This is a genomic window from Bifidobacterium goeldii, from assembly GCF_003951095.1.
GTDB classification, from domain to species: Bacteria; Actinomycetota; Actinomycetes; order Actinomycetales; family Bifidobacteriaceae; genus Bifidobacterium; species Bifidobacterium goeldii.
On the sequence record NZ_QXGL01000001.1, the window covers coordinates 716,463 to 734,983 of the forward strand.

15 protein-coding genes are annotated in these 18,521 nt (G+C 59.6%); 4 read left to right on the plus strand and 11 right to left on the minus strand.

From position 1 onward, the window contains the following. Positions 1-534: 534 nt before the first annotated feature. From D2E25_RS03135 to D2E25_RS03175, 9 genes are all read right to left on the minus strand, one after another. Entirely contained in the window at positions 535-1,509 is a 975-nt protein-coding gene (locus tag D2E25_RS03135; RefSeq protein ID WP_125979534.1) for an RluA family pseudouridine synthase, read from the minus strand. Beyond that, positions 1,506-2,090 (minus strand): signal peptidase II, encoded by a 585-nt coding sequence (locus D2E25_RS03140; RefSeq protein ID WP_125979535.1) that lies wholly within the window; start codon positions 2,088-2,090, stop codon positions 1,506-1,508. Before D2E25_RS03140 ends, D2E25_RS03135 begins: the two co-directional genes overlap by 4 nt. A gap of 3 nt (positions 2,091-2,093) precedes the next feature. Further along, on the minus strand, positions 2,094-3,374 hold the full coding sequence (locus tag D2E25_RS03145; RefSeq protein WP_125979536.1) for a DivIVA domain-containing protein: 1,281 nt from the start codon (positions 3,372-3,374) through the stop codon (positions 2,094-2,096). Between the two features lie 176 nt (positions 3,375-3,550). After that, positions 3,551-3,835 carry a YggT family protein gene (locus tag D2E25_RS03150; RefSeq protein WP_125979537.1) on the minus strand — a complete coding sequence of 95 codons (285 nt, stop codon included), beginning with the start codon at positions 3,833-3,835 and terminating at the stop codon, positions 3,551-3,553. 112 nt (positions 3,836-3,947) lie between these two features. Continuing rightward, positions 3,948-4,436 (minus strand): cell division protein SepF, encoded by a 489-nt coding sequence (locus D2E25_RS03155; RefSeq protein ID WP_125979538.1) that lies wholly within the window; start codon positions 4,434-4,436, stop codon positions 3,948-3,950. A 26-nt stretch (positions 4,437-4,462) separates the two neighbouring features. Beyond that, positions 4,463-5,710 (minus strand): cell division protein FtsZ, encoded by a 1,248-nt coding sequence (gene ftsZ, locus D2E25_RS03160; RefSeq protein ID WP_125979895.1) that lies wholly within the window; start codon positions 5,708-5,710, stop codon positions 4,463-4,465. Between the two features lie 179 nt (positions 5,711-5,889). Further along, positions 5,890-7,152, minus strand: coding sequence for a tRNA dihydrouridine synthase DusB (gene dusB, locus D2E25_RS03165; RefSeq protein WP_125979897.1), 1,263 nt, complete (start codon positions 7,150-7,152; stop codon positions 5,890-5,892). Positions 7,153-7,277: 125 nt separating this feature from the next. Next, a complete protein-coding gene (locus D2E25_RS03170) occupies positions 7,278-8,753 on the minus strand; it encodes a glycine--tRNA ligase (protein WP_125979539.1) in 1,476 nt (491 codons plus the stop codon). Positions 8,754-8,839: 86 nt separating this feature from the next. Next, on the minus strand, positions 8,840-10,678 hold the full coding sequence (locus D2E25_RS03175) for a DUF4091 domain-containing protein (protein ID WP_164514682.1): 1,839 nt from the start codon (positions 10,676-10,678) through the stop codon (positions 8,840-8,842). A 352-nt stretch (positions 10,679-11,030) separates the two neighbouring features. Here D2E25_RS03175 and thiM point away from each other — a divergent pair, with 352 nt between their 5' ends. From thiM to D2E25_RS03195, 4 genes are all read left to right on the plus strand, one after another. Beyond that, the gene (thiM, locus tag D2E25_RS03180) at positions 11,031-11,942 is read left to right on the plus strand and encodes a hydroxyethylthiazole kinase (protein WP_125979541.1); all 912 of its coding nucleotides are present in this window, start codon (positions 11,031-11,033) and stop codon (positions 11,940-11,942) included. Between the two features lie 268 nt (positions 11,943-12,210). After that, entirely contained in the window at positions 12,211-14,823 is a 2,613-nt protein-coding gene (gene thiC / locus D2E25_RS03185) for a phosphomethylpyrimidine synthase ThiC (RefSeq protein ID WP_164514704.1), read from the plus strand. Positions 14,824-14,905: 82 nt separating this feature from the next. Then, positions 14,906-15,766 carry a bifunctional hydroxymethylpyrimidine kinase/phosphomethylpyrimidine kinase gene (gene thiD / locus D2E25_RS03190; RefSeq protein ID WP_125979542.1) on the plus strand — a complete coding sequence of 287 codons (861 nt, stop codon included), beginning with the start codon at positions 14,906-14,908 and terminating at the stop codon, positions 15,764-15,766. 466 nt (positions 15,767-16,232) lie between these two features. Beyond that, positions 16,233-16,610 (plus strand): thiamine-binding protein, encoded by a 378-nt coding sequence (locus tag D2E25_RS03195; protein ID WP_125979543.1) that lies wholly within the window; start codon positions 16,233-16,235, stop codon positions 16,608-16,610. Positions 16,611-16,633: 23 nt separating this feature from the next. Here the strand turns inward: D2E25_RS03195 and D2E25_RS03200 are convergent, their stop codons facing one another. Then, positions 16,634-16,909, minus strand: coding sequence for a hypothetical protein (locus D2E25_RS03200; protein ID WP_125979545.1), 276 nt, complete (start codon positions 16,907-16,909; stop codon positions 16,634-16,636). A 25-nt stretch (positions 16,910-16,934) separates the two neighbouring features. After that, a complete protein-coding gene (locus tag D2E25_RS03205; RefSeq protein ID WP_241216952.1) occupies positions 16,935-18,491 on the minus strand; it encodes a sensor histidine kinase in 1,557 nt (518 codons plus the stop codon). Positions 18,492-18,521 lie beyond the last annotated feature (30 nt).

Here is an 18,521-nt window from a genome sequence, read left to right on the forward strand (position 1 = left end):
GCACACCACCGAATATGCAGCAGAATATGCAGCAGAACACACGCGCACGGCGACGAGTTACTGATGACATTGCCATCGTACGAATTATTGCCATCGTGCTGACTGTGCTCGGATTATTGACTACTACAGCCTGCATATGCGCTATGTTCTATCTCAACCGCGGAGAATATAACCCGCTTGATGTCTTCGTACTCTTAGCGGCTGTAATAGTTGGCTTAGTTACGCCAATGCTGCTGCTTTCTGCGCTTACTTCATGGATTATTGTTGCCGTAGCATCGTGGCGTAAACGTCGAGCTGCACGCATAGCAGCAATGTTGTCACCTGTGCCACCAATGCCGATGTATGCTGCGCCCGTTACTCCTGGTCCCGTATTGGCAGCGGCACCCGCGCCCACTTCGCCACTGCCGCCAGCGCATCATCCGAGAGTCTACAATGAGCCACCCATGCGTGCTGATGGACGATTCACGCCACTTGGACATGGTGATGGGAATGCCAACATGCCGGCAGCGTACGGTCCATTGTTTGCTGAAACAGTTACTGCGCCACCGGCTGCGGGGCTACCAGTTCCTGCATATGATCCTGATCCGACGACTGTACATGGCGTTCCCGCATCGTTTCCAATGCATGCGCGAGATCAGCCGGATACTGAGACTGCACAGTAGTCCATACTTTGGTGCGAGGGTGCTTGAACTCGAGGCGCATTGCGTGTAACCACTGGCGGTCAAGTCCCAGTTCATGTGACAGTACAGGATTAGCTCCATACATCGGGTCACCTACCAGAGGGTGGCCGATCGATGAAAAGTGCACGCGAATCTGATGGGTGCGGCCTGTTTCCAAGTTCACCGACACCAGTGTCGCCTCGCCGAAGCGCTCCATAACATCCCAATGCGTAACAGCAGGCTTGCCTGCTGGAGTAACGCAGAATCGGAAGTCGGAGACCTTCGCACGGCCGATCGGCGCCTCAATGGTGGCCTTGTCCTCTTTGAGGTTGCCTTGTACCAGCGCATGATAGGTTTTCACAACCTCATGCTCGGCGAACTGACGGCGCATCTCCTTGTAGGCGAGTTCTGACTTGCATACCAGCATCAGTCCAGACGTGCCAACATCTAGACGCGAGACAATGCCCTGCCTGCCGGGAGCCCCATAGGAGGTGATGTGTACACCGCGATCTAGCAGACTGCCGAGCACGGTCGGGCCCGTCCAGCCTACTGAAGCATGCGCTGCCACTCCGACTGGTTTATCAACTACAACAACATCATCGTCTTCGTAGACGATAGCCATATCACGGCAGATTGGTTCAGGAGTCTGCTGCTCTTCGACAATGTCGAATTCGACAGTGTCCCCCGCCATCAGGGTGCTTGATTTGGCGATCTCACGGTCAAGCACACGCGCTTGACCAGTTTCGATAAGCTCCGCCGCCTTTGCTCGGGAGATTCCCAGCATCTTGGAGACCGCAACGTCGAAACGCGCGCCCACCAATGCGTCGGGAGCCGGAACAAGACGACTCATAGAGCAGCAACCTCCGAATCCGCGGGCGTCGGCGCACCATGCGCACTATCGTCACCCTTGCTGTCAGTATCTACGTCGCTTAAGCGTTCCTGAAAGGCTCGGAATGGCACATCCATGACAATCATCACCACAATGCCAATCCCCGCAACCATCAGGAAAATATCGGCAACGTTGCCTACCGACCATCCGTAGTTGAGGAAATCCACAACCTTGCCGTTGAGAAACCCATCGGCGTATGCCACGCGATCAATCAGATTGCCCGCAGCTCCGGCGAACGCAAGTGCAAGCAAAACAGACCAACGCATTGAAGTCGTACGTACAACCAGCACCACCAGCGCAATGCAAGCGATGATCGCAAGCACAGAGATCATCCACGTATTGCCAGCCCCGAATCCCAGCGAGGCACCGGGGTTGTGTACCAGCGTCAATGACAGCAGGTGAGGAATTACCGGTACGGTGCGACCATCGCCGAGCGCAACACTAGCCCAAAACTTCGTGAGCTGATCAATGATGAGCGCAACAACGGCCACACATGCAAAGACGGCCACGCGATCGCGCAGCCGTCCCTGACGATCCTTCATCGACTATTCCGCCTGCTTGCCGATCTGGTCGTAGTTGTTCGTGTCAGACACCTGACGCGACAGCTGACCCAAGAACTCGGTAAGGCGAGCACGATACTCAGTCTCAAACTGCTTGAGGCCCTGAATGTTGCCCTCAATCACCTTGGACTGCGTGGTGAGCTGATCGCGAACCTGCTGCGCGTAATCATCCGCAGCGGAACGCGTCTGCTGATCGTACTCGGAAGCACGACGCTGCACTTCAGCCTCATAATTGTCAGCCTGCTGCTGCGTGTTGTGCTTGTACGTGTCAGCATCCTGGCGGGTCTTCACCGAGTAGGCGTCAGCATCGTTACGAGTGCGCTCGGAGTAGGCGTCAGCGTCAGCATGCACCTGCTTGTTGTAATCATCAGCCTCAGTGCGAGTGCGCGAAGAGTAATCGTTGGCCTTCGTGACCAGCTCGTTGTACTTGTTCTGGCTGGCTTCGGTGATTTCCTTCGCCTTGGCCTTGCCCTTATCCACATACTGGTCGTGCAGCTGCATAGCCAGCGTCAGCATGGCGGTAGCTCGCTCCGGCTCAGTGTTGGCGGCAGCGGCAGCGCCAGCGATCTTCTGCAGGCTGCCGGTTTCAGTGCTCGGCTCAACCTTGGAGACCTGCTTGCGCAGCTGCTCTTCGCGCTGCTTGGACTCGTCAAGCTGACGAGCAAGGTCACCAGCCTGAGCAGCCTGCTGCTCAGCAGTAGTGAGCTTCTGCTGCATCGCAGTAATCTGCTGCTGCGCTTCCTGAAGCCTGCTGGACATATCTTCAGCAGTGACGCGATACTGGTCGCGCTCCTGCTGCACAGCGGTAAGCTGCTTGGCTACATCAGCCTGGCCAGAAGCCTTGGCAGCCTGCGCGGTCAGCTGATCAACCTGAGCGCTGAGACGATCAACCTGATCCTTGAGCTGCTCATTCTGCGAAGACAGTGCGCGGTTGCTTTCCTCAGCTTCAGTGAGCTTCGCTTCAGCAACCTTGGCAGCCTGATCATCCTTATCGTCAGACTTGGCAGCGGACTTCAACTGCTCATTTTCGCTCTGCAGCGACTGCACCTGCGCGGTCAGCTCGGAGATCTTCGAGTTGAGCTTGGTCACTTCCGGACCGAAGGACTGCGTGGCCTGGCCACCGGACACGGCCTGCCTGCCCAACGCTTCGACGGTTTCCGTGACCTGGTCAAGAAAATCATCGACCTCGTCGACATCATAGCCTTCCTTGAAACGCACGGTCTGGAAGGTATGCTCCCTAATATCTTTCGGCGTCAAAAGAGCCATAAAACTTACACCTCGCTTTGGGCACGATGCCTCGCTGTGTTGGTATCAACTTCCGATGCTATCACGTACCCTACGCGAATGCGCGCTCGAACGCGCTTTACGAGCGCTTTTCGTGCCTCGATTTACCTCTTTTGGTGACGTTGACGCTGAAGTTTATGCTGCGTAGTAGCTGGAGCTTATAGCAAAATCTGCAGCACAATCAGGATGAAGTACAGCACGATAAAGCTTGTATCAAGCGACATGCCCGGTCCAAGCGGAATTGGGCGAATGTAGCGGCGCAACCATCGCAGCGGAGGCTCAGTAATCTGATAGACCACATTAATCAACGCTGCTACCACTCCGCGCGGATACCAGCGCGGCACGAGCACTGCTACCCAGTCCAGAATCATTCGAATAAACAAAACAGTGATATATGCACCGATGGCCCAATCCACGATGCTATGCACGATGTAGAACAACATGGCGTCAGCTTAGCAAGATAATAGGGAAAAGAATTGCCGGAAGCTGAACAGCTCCCGGCAATCACGCTATAAAACTCTGGATGGCTTTATTGCAAAGTGACTCAGTAGTAACTCAGTCTGCAAACAGGTCATGCGCTGCAGACGGCGCCTGCGGCTCTTCGACCTTAATGTTCACCTGGGCTGGGCTGAGCAAAAACACACGCGGAGTAACACGCTCGATAGACCCGCGCACACCAAAAACAACGCCGGCAGAGAAGTCGACGATGCGGTACGCTACTGCTTCAGATACGCCAGTAAGGTTCAACACCACGGGCACACCGTCGCGAATTGCACGGCCAACAAGCTGGGCGTCTTCGTATGACTTCGGGTGAATGGTAGTAATACGGCTCACTCGATTTTGGAACGGATTCGACTCGCGGCTACTAGCGCTTGCACGCGAGGTCGCCGGCGTGGAAGCTGGCGCAGGCGTAGAAACCGGAGTAACGGTATGGTCCGCGTCGAAACCGGGATCATCGTCTTCTGGAATGTCAACCGGCTCGTCGTCATCTACCACATCCGCCATGCCCAAGTAGGACATCGCGTTTTTCATAAACCCAGCCATCGCAGTTTAATCCTTTCGCCTTCGCGTCAGCGCAGAAAATCGGGAATGTCCAAGTCGCCCGGGTCGTTAGGCGACACTACCTGGTGTTCAGAAGTCTGATCGTCGAACGGCAGCGAGGTAGGCTGCTGCTGTACCGGACGGGAGGCAAAGCTCGGCAGCGGGCGCACCGGCGGCGTGACAGAATGGTTCGGTGATGCTGCAGGCGCTGCGCTCTGGGATGCAGCAGCCGGGGCAGACTGTGCGGCAGGCGCTGCAGAAGCAGCCGCTGCGGCAGCCTTGGCAGCCTTAACAGATGGCGCGTTTGCGTTCTTCGAGTCAGCGTCAAAGCCAGCGGCGATAACGGTAACGCGCACTTCGTCGCCGTATGCGTCATCGAGAGCCAAGCCCCAAATGATCTGCGCTTCAGGGTGGATAGCCTTGCGCACCAGCTCGGTAGCCGCGGATGCTTCCTGCAGCTTGAGGTCGGTCGGACCAGCGATGTTGATAAGCGCGCCATGTGCGCCTTCGACGCTGGATTCAAGCAGCGGCGAGCTGATAGCAATTTCGGCGGCCTGGGTGGCGCGATCTTCGCCCCGCGCGGAACCAATACCGAACAGTGCAGTGCCGGCACCACGCAGAATGGAGGTGACGTCAGAGAAGTCGACGTGAATGTACGAGTTCATCGTGATCAGGTCGGTAATACCCTGCACGCCAGCAAGCAGTGCGGAATCAGCCGTCTTGAACGCTTCAACAATGCCGATGGTACGGTCAGAGAGCTCCAGCAGGCGATCGTTAGGAATGACGATCAGTGCGTCAACTTCCTTACGCAGATTCTCGATACCAAGATCGGCGGATGCGGAACGCTGCGGTCCTTCAAACGTAAACGGACGAGTGACCACGGCGATAGTGAGCGCGCCCTGCTGGTGTGCTGCACGGGCGACGATCGGGCTAGCACCAGTACCGGTGCCGCCGCCTTCGCCACAGGTCACGAAGACCATGTCAGCGCCCTTCAGCGCTTCTTCAATATCAGACTGGTGATCCTGCGCAGCCTTGCAACCACGCTCAGGGTCAGCACCCGCGCCCAGACCACGGCTCGACGCATCATTCAACGAGATCTTGACATCAGCATCGGAACGCAGAAGATCTTTAGCGTCCGTGTTGATAGCCACGAATTCAACATTCTGCAGGCCCTCGGCAATCATGCGGTTCACTGCATTGCCGCCGGCGCCACCGACACCGACGACTTTGATGTTGGTCTTGTCGTTGAAATTGTCAGTCTGGGCGATCTCGCTCACCATTGTCTCCTGTCACTCACACGGTTACGCATAACTCTATCGCAGAACGGATAAATATAAGTCCATTTTCTCGGCGTGTATCGGCGTTTTTCCACGTCATTTGCATATCGGTGGGTATGCTTTGCGCGAAACAGCGCACGTGGAAGGGGCGCCGATCCCCTATTGACCACCCGAAACTATCAGTATTCAGCATCCATTGGGTCATCACCGAACAATGTTTCACGCTCCTCATGCGTCGTGGTACGCGAGTCAAGCCAACCGTAAGGTAGGTGAACTTTCTTCGCAAAACGTACACGACCGCGAGGTTTGTCTTTCACTCGTTCAGGGAACCTCATCGCTGGGTCAAGATGGGTAATCTCACGCTCTACATCAGCAAGGCTTTCACATTCCATGAACGCTTTGCGGGTTGAGCCACCCACCGGAAATCCTTTGAGATACCACGCGATGTGCTTACGCAGATCATGCACCGCCATGCGTTCATCACCGTCATAAAACTCGGTGAGTAGTTGTGCATGGCGCATAATCACGCGGCATACATCCCCAAGAGTGGGGTCAACTCGCGTCTCTTCGCCGGCGAATGCGTGTCGAATATCAGCGAACAACCATGGGCGTCCTTGGCAACCTCGGCCGATAGCAACACCAGCGCAGCCGGTTTCGCGCACCATTTCGAGCGCATCGTCCGCTCCCCAAATGTCGCCGTTGCCGAACACGGGAATATTGAGCGCTTCCACCAGTTCACCGATGCGACTCCAATCGGAGTGACCACCGTAGTACTCGGCGGTAGTGCGCGCGTGCAGCGTCACAGCCGCGCACCCCTCCTCCTGCGCGATGTGGCCGGCTTCGAGGAATGTCTCATGCTCATGATCGATACCGACGCGAATCTTCGCGGTGACGGGGATGTTTGCCTCGCCGCACACGCGCACGACGCGCTGGATGATCTCGCGGAACAAGTCGGTTTTCCACGGCAGAGCGGAACCGCCACCGCGACGGGTGACTTTTGGCACCGGGCAGCCGAAGTTGAGGTCGACGTGGTCAGCCATGTTCTCGTCCACGACTATGCGCGCGGCCTGTTCGACGATAGCTGGATTGACGCCGTACAGCTGCAGCGAACGAATCTTCTCGCTCGGCGCGAAATGGCACAATCGCAACGCCTTCGGGTTGCGGGCGACCAATGCGCGCGCCGTGATCATTTCGGCCACATACAGGCCGTCGGGGCCGTATTCCTCGCAGATCACACGGAACGGCCAGTTGGTAACTCCAGCCATCGGCGAAAGCACAACCGGCGTGGGTACGGCGATCGGACCAAGCTGGACGGGTGATATCGTCACTGGCTCTGCTGCAGACGTCTGGGCGGGCGCATCCGTGCGCGGGTCGAGATTATCTGTCTCATGCGGCGCATTCAGCACAGTTTCCTTGGTTTCTGCCACGAACAGCCCTTCCATAGTCGTTTTGTATGTCATCGCACACAAGTGTGGCTCCTCTTGCAGTAAGAGGAGCCACACAACTGCTTACTGGTTACTGGAATATGCGTGTATGTATGTCAGCACATACTCCAAGAAACGCTCAATCAGTACAGGCCGCCGGCCTCGTTGATCTTCACGGAGTCCGGCCAGGCCTCGCCGCCCATCGCGACCGGCTTCTGCGGCACGTGCGTGCGCTTCTCACCGATACGAGAATCCACGTATTCAGCAACGTGGTCGAGCGAGACACGCTCCTGGTTCATCGTGTCACGATCGCGGATGGTCACAGCCTGATCATCAATCGTGTCAAAGTCAACGGTAATGCACAGCGGGGTGCCGATCTCATCCTCACGGCGGTAGCGGCGGCCGATAGCACCAGCCTCGTCGTAGTCGATCATCCACTCGTGCTGACGCAGGTCAGAAGCGAGGTTCTGCGCGATGTTCTGCAATTCAGGCTTCTTGCTCAATGGCAGCACAGCGGCCTTGATCGGAGCCAGACGCGGGTCGAGGCGCAGCACGGTACGCTTGTCAACGCCACCCTTGGTGTTCGGCGCTTCGTCCACATCGTAGGCGTCCACGAGGAAGCACATGAGGGAGCGGGTCAGGCCGGCAGCCGGCTCGATGACGTACGGCACGTACTTCTCGCCAGTGGCCTGGTTGAAGTAGCTCAGATCCTCGCCGGAGTGCTTGGCGTGCGCGGACAGGTCGAAGTCGGTACGGTTCGCGATACCTTCGAGCTCGCCCCAATCGGAGCCCTGGAAGCCGAACTTGTATTCGATGTCGACGGTGCGCTTCGAGTAGTGGGCGAGCTTGTCCTTCGGGTGCTCGTAGTGGCGCAGGTTCTCCGGCTTGACGCCGAGATCGAGGTACCACTGGGTGCGCGCGTCGATCCAGTACTGGTGCCAATCTTCATCGGTGCCCGGCTCGACGAAGAACTCCATCTCCATCTGCTCGAACTCGCGGGTACGGAAGATGAAGTTGCCCGGCGTGATCTCGTTACGGAAGGACTTGCCCATGTTGGCGATGCCGAACGGCGGCTTGGAACGCGAGGAGGTCATCACGTTCTTGAAGTCCACGAAGATGCCCTGCGCGGTCTCCGGGCGCAGGTAGTGCAGGCTGTTCTCGTCCTCGACCGGGCCGAGGTGCGTGCGCAGCATCATGTTGAAGTCGCGCGGTTCGGTCCACTTACCGCGGGTGCCGCAGTCGGGGCAGACAATGTCGGCCATGCCGTTCTCCGGCAGCTTATCGCCGTGCTTCTCCGCGTAGGATTCCTGCAGCTTGTCGGCGCGGTTGCGCTTGTGGCAGTTGAGGCATTCGACCAGCGGGTCGTTGAACACGGCCACGTGGCCGGAGGCGACCCACACCGGGGTCGGCAGAATAATGGACGTATCCACGCCCACCACGTCGCCACGGGTGACGACCATCGAACGCCACCATTCGCGCTTGATATTGTCCTTCAGCGCGACGCCGAGCGGACCGTAATCCCACGCGGAGCGGGTGCCGCCGTAGATTTCGCCGGCGGGGAACACGAACCCGCGACGCTTCGCGAGGGATACGACTTCATCGAGTTTGGATACAGCCACAATGCACCTTCTGGTTTGAACGGTTTGGGGACTAGTTAGCGTTCCCGAGTTTATAGGCACAGTCTGACACGCCCGATATGCGCCTGCTACATGTTCGCGATGATCGCCGCGTTCACACGGTGGCGCGCCTCGAGCAGCCACTGCGCACTATGCGGCCAGTCGCGGAAAGTAAGCGGCCGCTCGAGCCCCTGTTCCAGCAGGTCGACCACCGACTGATGTCCGATCATCGATTCAAGCAGCCGGCAGGCGCGCAGATCGTCCAGCGCCTCCTGCATCACCATCAAACGAATTGATTCTTCTGGCTCGCCGCCCCGGCCCGGGTATACGGCAAACGAATCGCCCGCGGGGAACGCGTCGCCAGCGCCGGTCTCCTGATATGGGTCGATCGCGCGCGTCAAGTTCGCAGTGTTGTAGAAGTTGTATCCCCAGTGCAGGAAGCCGGCCATATCGTATTTGAAGAGTAAGAAGCCGAGGATGCGATTACGATACGAGGGCATTGACATGAAGCGGTTCGGCACGTCGATGTTCTGCGCGCAGCAGTAGTACGTCCACAAATCAGGCACGTTCGCGTCGATGAAGTCATCGACCGTGTCTTCACAGGGCACTGGCCGCTCGCATACGCCCTGCTTCCAATAGGCGATGTCGCTCAGCGCGTCGATGATCGGATACCCTTCGAGCAGTGGCGCCACCAAGCGTTTGGCGGCGAGGTAGCTTTCCAGATGTTCGGCGTGCGGCTCGTCTGAGATATGGAAATAGGTGTCCTGTGCGATGCCGAGCGCGTGCAGATGCTCGTCCAGCTTCGGCAGGAACGAGCGCAGGAACGCCGGATAGCCGTCGCGCTCGTCGGTGGCGGACTGCTCCCAGCCGAATACGCGGCGGATTTCGCCGTCGATGTTGGCGACGATCTTCGGCGGATGCGCGGCGCCCCACTGCGTGAACAGGTGACTCATCTCGAACTGCCTCACGCCGCAACGCCGGCACATCGCCACCCAACGGTCAAACAACGTGAAGTCGAAGTTCCAAATCGGCTCCGTGCTTTCGCCGCCCGGCAGCTTCGTTACACCGATTAGTTGCGTGGTCGTGCGCTCGCCGCCCGGCAGCGTGTCCAGCGGCGGGGTGAACAGCGGGGTGAGGATCATCGTCACGCCGCGCCTGACCGCCGTGCGCACAAAGCGCTTGAGAATACGCCAATGCTCCTCGGAAAATACGGGCACGCCGTAATAATCCGCTAGGCAGTCGGCATAGAACCATTCGGTGAAAACCAGCTTTTGTTCAGGCAGTTCGCTGGCGATGACGCGCACTTCAAGGGTTTGCGATTCGATGACGCCGCCGCGCGCATCGGTGATGCCGATATGCAGCGGAAGCGTGTGGATTGGTGATTTGCCAGCAGAATCGCCAGTTTCCGGCAGCGCCTCGGCCGGCGGCAGCTCATCGGCGGGCGGCAGTTCGACGTCCACCCACAGCGAGCGCCACTGCCTCGGCATCGCGATGACTTCGACAGCCGGGCCGGCAGCCAGGTCTGCGGCGGTATCCGCGGCATTCACGCAAGGTTCGATATCGCGCAGCAGATCAGGGTACAGGCCGGGTTGCGTGGAAAGATAAGCATCATCGACCTGCTGGTAAGCAGGAAAAGTAACCGGCACATTCTCGACGCGGCGGATGCGCGCACGCTCGGCAAGCGGGCCGGATATCGTCACGCGCATCACGGGATTGGACGGGTTCGCTGCCCCGGCCGGCACGTCCTTGCGCACGTCAGCACCTATATAACGGTATGCGATCTGAAACGACACCGTTTCGCCGCCGAGTCCTTCGAGCACGCGGGCCGGCGGCATATCGGCCGGCGTCACGGCAGCGGCGTCACCTGCGAACGTCCGAAGAAAAACCTTTTCCAACGAACTTACGATCCTGATGTCGAAAGCAGACATGTACGTGGCTCCTTTCCTGTGCGTGTTTCTTCCTAGACCGGGCCTCCATGCGCCGACCGTATGACGCCGTCGTCGTTCGTTGTCCATCATGCGCGAATATCTTCATCGTAGCGTCGAGACTCTATCGCAATCCTAATTGAGCCGCTTTATATACCATGCGAATCTGCGACTCGCCAGACCGAAACTGGGTCGATTCGCCGTTTCTGTGCGATTTTGTCACGAAAATGTCCATGTTGGCGCATAGCGTCAAAACCGTAATGCAGGGGAACCCGGTAATCAACGGCCGGGTTGAGAGTGGCGTGAGCCTGACCCTTGGAACCTGTTGGTCAAGACCATCGTAGGGAGCAGCGATATGAGCGATGATTCGCAGACGCACTGTTGCAATGATGCAGACAATACCAATCCGACTGGCGATCTCAATGATCTGACCGATCTGCGTGAGCGTATCGCGCAGGCGGTTCGCGACGTCAAGAAGACCACGCCGCTGGCGCAGTCGTTCACCAATTTCGTGACGATCAACCTGGTGGCGAACGCGCAGCTGGCGGCGGGCGGCACAGCGGCGATGAGCTTCCTGCCGGACGACATCATCGACACCGCGTCGATTTCCGGCGCGGACTATATCAATGTCGGCACGCTGCTGCCGTTCTACAAGGATGCGCTGCCGCAGATCGCGCGCGCATTCCGCAAGAGCGACCACAAGTGGGTGCTTGACCCGGTGGCGGCCGGCATCGGCAAAACGCGCACCGAGATCCTGCGCTCCTTTCGCGCCGCTCCCCCGACGATCGTGCGCGGCAACGCGTCCGAGATCATCGCACTAGCGACCATGTGGGGGCTGATCTCCGCCGACGAGGCGAGCCGCCCAGCCGGCGTCGAATCGGTGGATGAGGTGGATGCCGCAATCGAACCCGCGAAGAAGCTCGCCGCGTTCCTCTCCGCTTCGACCCCGAACAATCAGGCCGCAGTGGCCGTCTCCGGCAAGGTCGATCTGGTGACCGACGGCGAACACGTGTACCGCCTGCCGGGCGGCAGCCCTCTGATGGAGAAGATTACCGGTGCTGGTTGCTCGCTGGGTGGCGTGACCGCCACGTATCTGGCCGTCGCCGAGCCGCTCGTGGCCGCGCTAGCCGCGTCGCTGCTGTACAACCGTGCGGCCGAAGTCGCCGAAGCCAAGGCCGAAGGCCCAGGCTCGTTCCAAGTGCATCTGCTGGACGCGCTGTGGAACGTCACACCCGAGCAGGTGGCGGGTTCCGAGATTCTTTCTTGATATCAGGAGCAAATATCACGCGAGCACAGCGAGCCTCGGCTCCCTCGACTAGGCCGAGCCGTCAAGCAAACGCCAGAGGCGTTTGTAGGCGAGGAGCGAGCGACAGCGAGCCAGCAACACAGTCAGCCGGAGGCTGTCCATATTTGCAGGACGCCGAGGCTCCGCCAGCTTGGCAACAATTCATTGCTGTATATCACATCAACAACTGACTTCCCTTTTATATATAGAGAACAGAGGAATCATCATGGATAACTATCCATACGCATCGATGCGCGACTCGTTCGACCTGTCCGCGTATTTCGTCGTCGGTCCGCAGGATACGCACGACCGACCGGTCACCGACGTGATCGAGGAGGCGTTGCGCGGCGGCGCGACGTTCATCCAGCTGCGCGGCAAGGACGCCGACGCTAAGGAGATCACTTCGCTCGCGCAGGACATCGCGCAGATCATCGAGGATAACGACAAGTCTGATTCGGTCGCGTTCGTGATCGACGACCGCGTGGATGTCGTGTGGCAGTGCCGTAACAAGGGCATCAAGGTCGACGGCGTGCACATCGGTCAGACCGACATGGAGCCGCGCGAGGCCCGCGCACTACTCGGCGACGACGCGATCGTTGGCCTTTCCGCGGAAACTGAAGCGCTCGTCAAGCTCATCAACGAGCTGCCTGACGGCTGCATCGACTACATCGGCGCAGGCCCGCTGCACGTCTCCACTACTAAACCAGAAGCCTCCGTCGGCGGCAATGACGGCTCCGGCCGTACGCTCGACGCGGATCAGATCAACACGATCTGCTCGGCCTGCGACTTCCCGGTCGTGGTCGGCGGCGGCGTGACGCTCGCCGACATGGACATGCTCGCGCGCACGAAGGCGGCCGGCTGGTTCGTCGTCTCCGCGATCGCCGGCGCGGACGATCCGCAGGTCGCGACCCGTCAGATGGTCGAGGCGTGGAAGACTGTGCGCGGCGATGCGAAGCACGGCTATGCCAAGCGCGTGGAAACCAAGCCGGAGGAAGCCGCTCAGGCCACCGAATCCGCCGAGCCGAAGTTCACCAACGCGAAGGAGGCCAAGGAGGCGCAGAAGCTCGCCAAGCAGCAGCGCGTCGACATCGCCGCCCGCGGCTCCAAACAGCGCGACAAGGCGCACATCCGCAAGACCAAGCCGGTGCATTTCGAGAACCAGTTTGGCTCTTACGATCTCGAGGTGCCGTACACCGAGATCAAGCTGTCTGACACGCCCGGCGTCGGCCCGAACCCGCCGTTCCACGACTACAACACCGAAGGCCCCAAGTGCGATCCGAAGGAGGGCTTGAAGCCCCTGCGTCTCGACTGGATCCTCGACCGCGGCGACGTGGTGGAGTATGAGGGCCGCGAGCGCAACCTCGCGGACGACGGCAAGCGCGCGATCAAGCGCGGCAAGGCCACCAAGGAGTGGCGCGGCCGCAAGCACAACCCGCTCAAGGCGAAGGATCATCCGATCACGCAGATGTGGTACGCCCGCCACGGCATCATCACCCCGGAAATGAAGTATGTGGCCGAGCGTGAGAACTGCGATGTCGAACTGGTGCGTTCCGAGCTCGCCGCGGGCCGCGCGGTCATGCCGTGCAACATCAACCACCCGGAGGCCGAGCCGATGATCATCGGATCCGCCTTCCTCACCAAGCTCAACGCGAACATGGGCAACTCGGCCGTCACCTCGTCCATCGACGAGGAGGTCGAGAAGCTGACGTGGGCCACCAAGTGGGGCGCGGATACGGTCATGGACCTTTCGACCGGCAACGACATCCACACCACGCGCGAGTGGATTCTGCGCAACTCCCCCGTGCCGATCGGCACCGTGCCGATGTACCAGGCCCTCGAGAAGGTCGAGGATGACGCCTCGAAGCTGTCTTGGGAGCTGTTCCGCGACACCGTGATCGAACAGTGCGAGCAGGGCGTGGACTACATGACCATCCACGCGGGCGTGCTGCTGCGCTACGTGCCGATGACCGCGAACCGCATGACCGGCATCGTTTCGCGCGGCGGTTCGATCATGGCCGAATGGTGCCTGCAGCATCATCAGGAAAGCTTCCTGTACACGCACTTCGACGAGCTGTGCGACATCTTCGCCAAGTATGACGTCGCGTTCTCGCTGGGCGACGGCCTGCGCCCAGGCTGCCTTGCGGATGCAAACGATCCGGCGCAGCTGAGCGAGCTGATGACGCTGGGCGAGCTGACCCGCCGCGCGTGGGCGAAGGACGTGCAGGTGATGATCGAGGGCCCGGGCCACATTCCATTCGACACGGTGCGCATGAACATCGAGATGGAGAAGGCGATCTGCAACGATGCGCCGTTCTACACGCTCGGACCTCTCACGACCGATACCGCGCCGGGCTACGATCACATCACGTCCGCGATCGGCGGCGTGGAGATCGCCCGCTACGGCACCGCTATGCTGTGCTATGTGACGCCGAAGGAGCACCTGGGCCTGCCGAACAAGGATGATGTGAAGCAGGGCGTGATCGCGTACAAGATCGCCTGCCACGCGGCCGACATCGCCAAGCACCACCCGCACGCGCAGGACCGCGACGACGCGATTTCGAAGGCCCGTTTCGAGTTCCGTTGGCTCGACCAGTTCAACCTCAGCTACGATCCGGATACGGCGATCGCCTTCCACGACGATACGCTGCCGGCCGAGCCGGCGAAGATGGCGCACTTCTGCTCGATGTGCGGCCCGAAGTTCTGCTCGATGGCCATTTCGCAGAACATCCGCAAGCAGTTCGGTGGCGAGGCCTCTCAGGAGCAGATCGTTGCCGAATCGGCCGAGAACGTGGCTCGCGGCATGGCCGAGATGAGCGAGAAGTTCAAGGCTCAGGGCGGCAAGCTCTATACCACCGCCGAGTAAGCGAGTAGCCTAGAACATATGAACATGTGGCGACCGCGGTCTGCAACGACGCGGCCGCCACATGTTATAGAAAGGACCAATCATGACCACCACTCTTATTCCTGTTTTGGCGATTTCCGGTTCGGATTCGTCCGGCGGCGCCGGCATGCAGGCCGATCTCAAGACCATGCTCACTAACGGCGTGTTCGGCATGAGCGCGATTACCGCGCTCACCGCACAGAACACGATGGGCGTCACCGGCGTGCAGAATGTCACGCCCGACATGGTTACCGCGCAGATCGACGCCGTGTATGCGGACATTCCGCCGCAGGCCATCAAGATCGGCATGGTCTCCTCCGCCGAGCTCATTAACGCGATCGCTGACAGTCTCGAAGCGCATCAGGCGAAGAACATTGTGCTCGACCCGGTGATGGTCGCCACGTCCGGCGCGAAGCTCATCGACGATGATGCGATCGCCGCGCTCACCGCACGCCTGTTCCCACTGGCTACGGTGATCACGCCGAACATTCCGGAGACTGAGGTGCTGCTCGAGCTGCTCGCGCACCATGATGCGACGCTTGAAACCGAGAAATGGGCGGAGACGGCCGAACAGTCGCACACGATCGCGGATCGTGACGCGATGGAGCGCGCCGGGCGGACTATCTCCTCGCATTACGGTTGCGCGGTGCTGGTCAAGGGCGGGCACGGCGTGTCCGATGCGAACGATTTGCTGGCCGAGCCGGACGGCACGGTCACGTGGATCGACGGCGAGCGCGTGGACAATCCGAACACGCACGGCACCGGCTGCACGCTGTCTTCCGCGATCGCCTCGAACCTTGCCAAGGGTGACACTCTGCCTGACGCGATCCGCCACGCCAAGGAATACCTGACCGGCGCCCTCAACGCCCAACTCAACCTCGGCCACGGCTCCGGCCCAATGGACCATGCATGGGCGAGCCGTTAAGCAGGAAGCCCAGTGGGCTTCCTGTAGGCGAGCCCTGAGCGAAGCGACAGCTGAGCGAAGGCAACAATGAACCACACCGCAGGTGTGTCCATAATTGCAGGACCGAGCCGTTAAGCTCGAAGCCCAGCGGGCTTCGAGTAGGCGAGCCCTGAGCGAAGCGACAGCTGAGCGAAGGCAAAACTAAACCATGCCAGTTGTGGTGACGCTCCCTCAGTCGCGCTACGCGCGCCAGCTCCCTCAGCCGAGGGAGCCACGGCTACCGCATCCACATTGGCGTGCGTCCACTTACTCGGCTCCCTCGGCGGAGGGAGCTGTCAGCCGTAGGCTGACTGAGGGAGCGTCACACCACAAACACCGCAACCAGCATCCGACACGACAACAAGTTTCGCCGTACACGCCAAAATGCGAAGAACCACTTTACAGCTTCGTCTTACAAAGAGAGTTCATGGATAAAGGAGTACCTATCATGCCTATTGATCGCAATGCAGTAAAGCAGGAAGTGCCGGTTGATCCGCAGACCGGTAAGCCGTATCTCAATACCGTTGCCGCGATTCAAGTGTCGGCAGCGGGCGTCGGCTCGGAGGTTTCGCCATATGTAGCGCAGGCTATTGAGGTGATCCGCGAATCCGGCCTGCCGCAGGAGACCAATGCTCTGTTCACCAATGTGGAGGGCGATCTTGACGAGGTGCTGCATGTTGCCGGCGAGGCTGCGAAGAAGCTCGCCGAGCAGGGTTATCGCACGAGCCTTGTGCTGCACATGGATATCCGCCCCGGTTTCACCGGTCAGCTGACCGAAAAGCCGAAGCTGGTGGATGAGATCCTCGCCAAACAGAATCATCACTGACGTCAGCCAGTCAATGTGATGCCTCAACCAAGGGAGCCGAGTAAGTGAACGCACGCCAATGTGGATGCGGAAGCCTTGGCCCCCTCAACGAGGCCGAGCCGTGAAGAAAACGCCAGCGGCGTTTTCAGGCGAGGTGCGAGCGACAGCGAGCCAGATAATGCCGTGCGCAGCACGTCCGAAATTGCAGGACGGCTGTCTGAGCGGAGCGAAGACTGGGGGAGCATCGCGGTGCCATGCGCCGTCAACAACACATCATCGCGCGCAAGCGCGATACCGATACAACAAACATGCGGCACCATACACACCAAAATACGAAGAGCCACTCTACAGCGGAATGATGGCCGATAGCGTCCACTCTCCGTCTTGCGAATCGTACTGCAATTCGCCGCCACGGCGTTCGATGGCCTGACGGTATCGGCTCAGTCCAGTGCCGGATGACATGGATGGGGATGCGGCCGGTAGTGCATCCGACGACGCTGCCAGCGCCGCTCCTCTACTCTGCTTTCCGGTATCGTTCGCGTGACGGTTCTGTTGACCGTCATACTGCGTGTCGATCAGGGCGATCTGCACACTGTCAAGCCCGATGCCGACCGTCAGCACATAGCCCTGTTCCGCTTCGGCATGCTTGGCGATGTTGCCGTACAGTTCCTCCAGCAATCCAGCGATCATGTCGTTGCGCGCGGCCGTATCGTTCGCATTGGAGACGATCGTCTGCCCTTCGAAGCCGAGTTCCTTAAGCCGATGGTCGCCGGTATGTGCAATATCCCGCAGCTGGGCGGCAAGCGGGCAGTCGGCACGATTGACGGACGGCGATATCACGCCGGTAGCGCCTGTTCCAATCGTATTCGCAGCTGTCTCGACAGCCACGCCCCTATCCCCATCCGTGTCATTCTTCGTTGGTATGCCGGCGACCGCATGAGCGTCATCGTCATGCCCTTCGATCACGCCGATGACCTTATGCGTGCGATCTAACGCGCCCATCGCCACCTCGCGCAGTTCCTGTAGTTCCTCGAGCGTAGGCGTCTTGCCATCAGCGAGGTCCTTGTCCATGCGCAGGATCAGATAAGCCAGATCGTTCGACACATAGTCGTGGATATCGTGCGCGGCACGTTCCCTGCGCCGCCGGTATGCAAGTTCGAGCTGCGCCTGATGCCGCTCATGATTCCACCGTGCGGCCATGCCGCCGAGCATGAATCCGATGAACAGGATGACGACCGGCGTGACGCCGTAGATCGTCACTGAACCGAGTATGACATGACTGCGATCGCTGCCAGCATCGCTATCGTTGTCATGATGAGTGTCGTTGTCACCGATCGCGTTGCCATCAACTGAACCATCGCTATCTGTCCCATCTGATCCGTCCACATTCGAACCACTCATATCCGAACCGCTCATATCAGTGTCCGAACCAGTATCCAAAGAATCCGAGCTGCCCGAACCCATTGACGTGTCGGTCATAGCGGTGTCGTTCACCGGCGCGGAGTTCGGCAGTGCGACGCCGCCACGCGCGAACATCCACGATGACAATGCTACGATCGCGACGATCACGGCGATACGACGGTTCGCATACCCGGCGATGCCTACCGCCAACAGAATCGCGAACAGCAACGCGGATGGCATATGCACCGGCGAGATACATAGCAACGTCCAGAGCAGCGCGACCAGCATGCTACCGCTGACTGGGCGGAATGCCATGACGATCACGGCCGCGATGAACACCATGACGGGTACGGTGTCAAACATCGGCATGGCATCGCTCATTAGAGCGAACAGTGTCTCCGCCGTGCAGGCGAGCGCCACGATCAGCGTGGCGGTGAGCAGCCATGCGTTGCTCACACGCCGGTCGGCAGCGGAAAACCATTCCCGTATCGCGCCCATCATGCACCCCGTTCCTTGAGTCTTTGTTCGTTT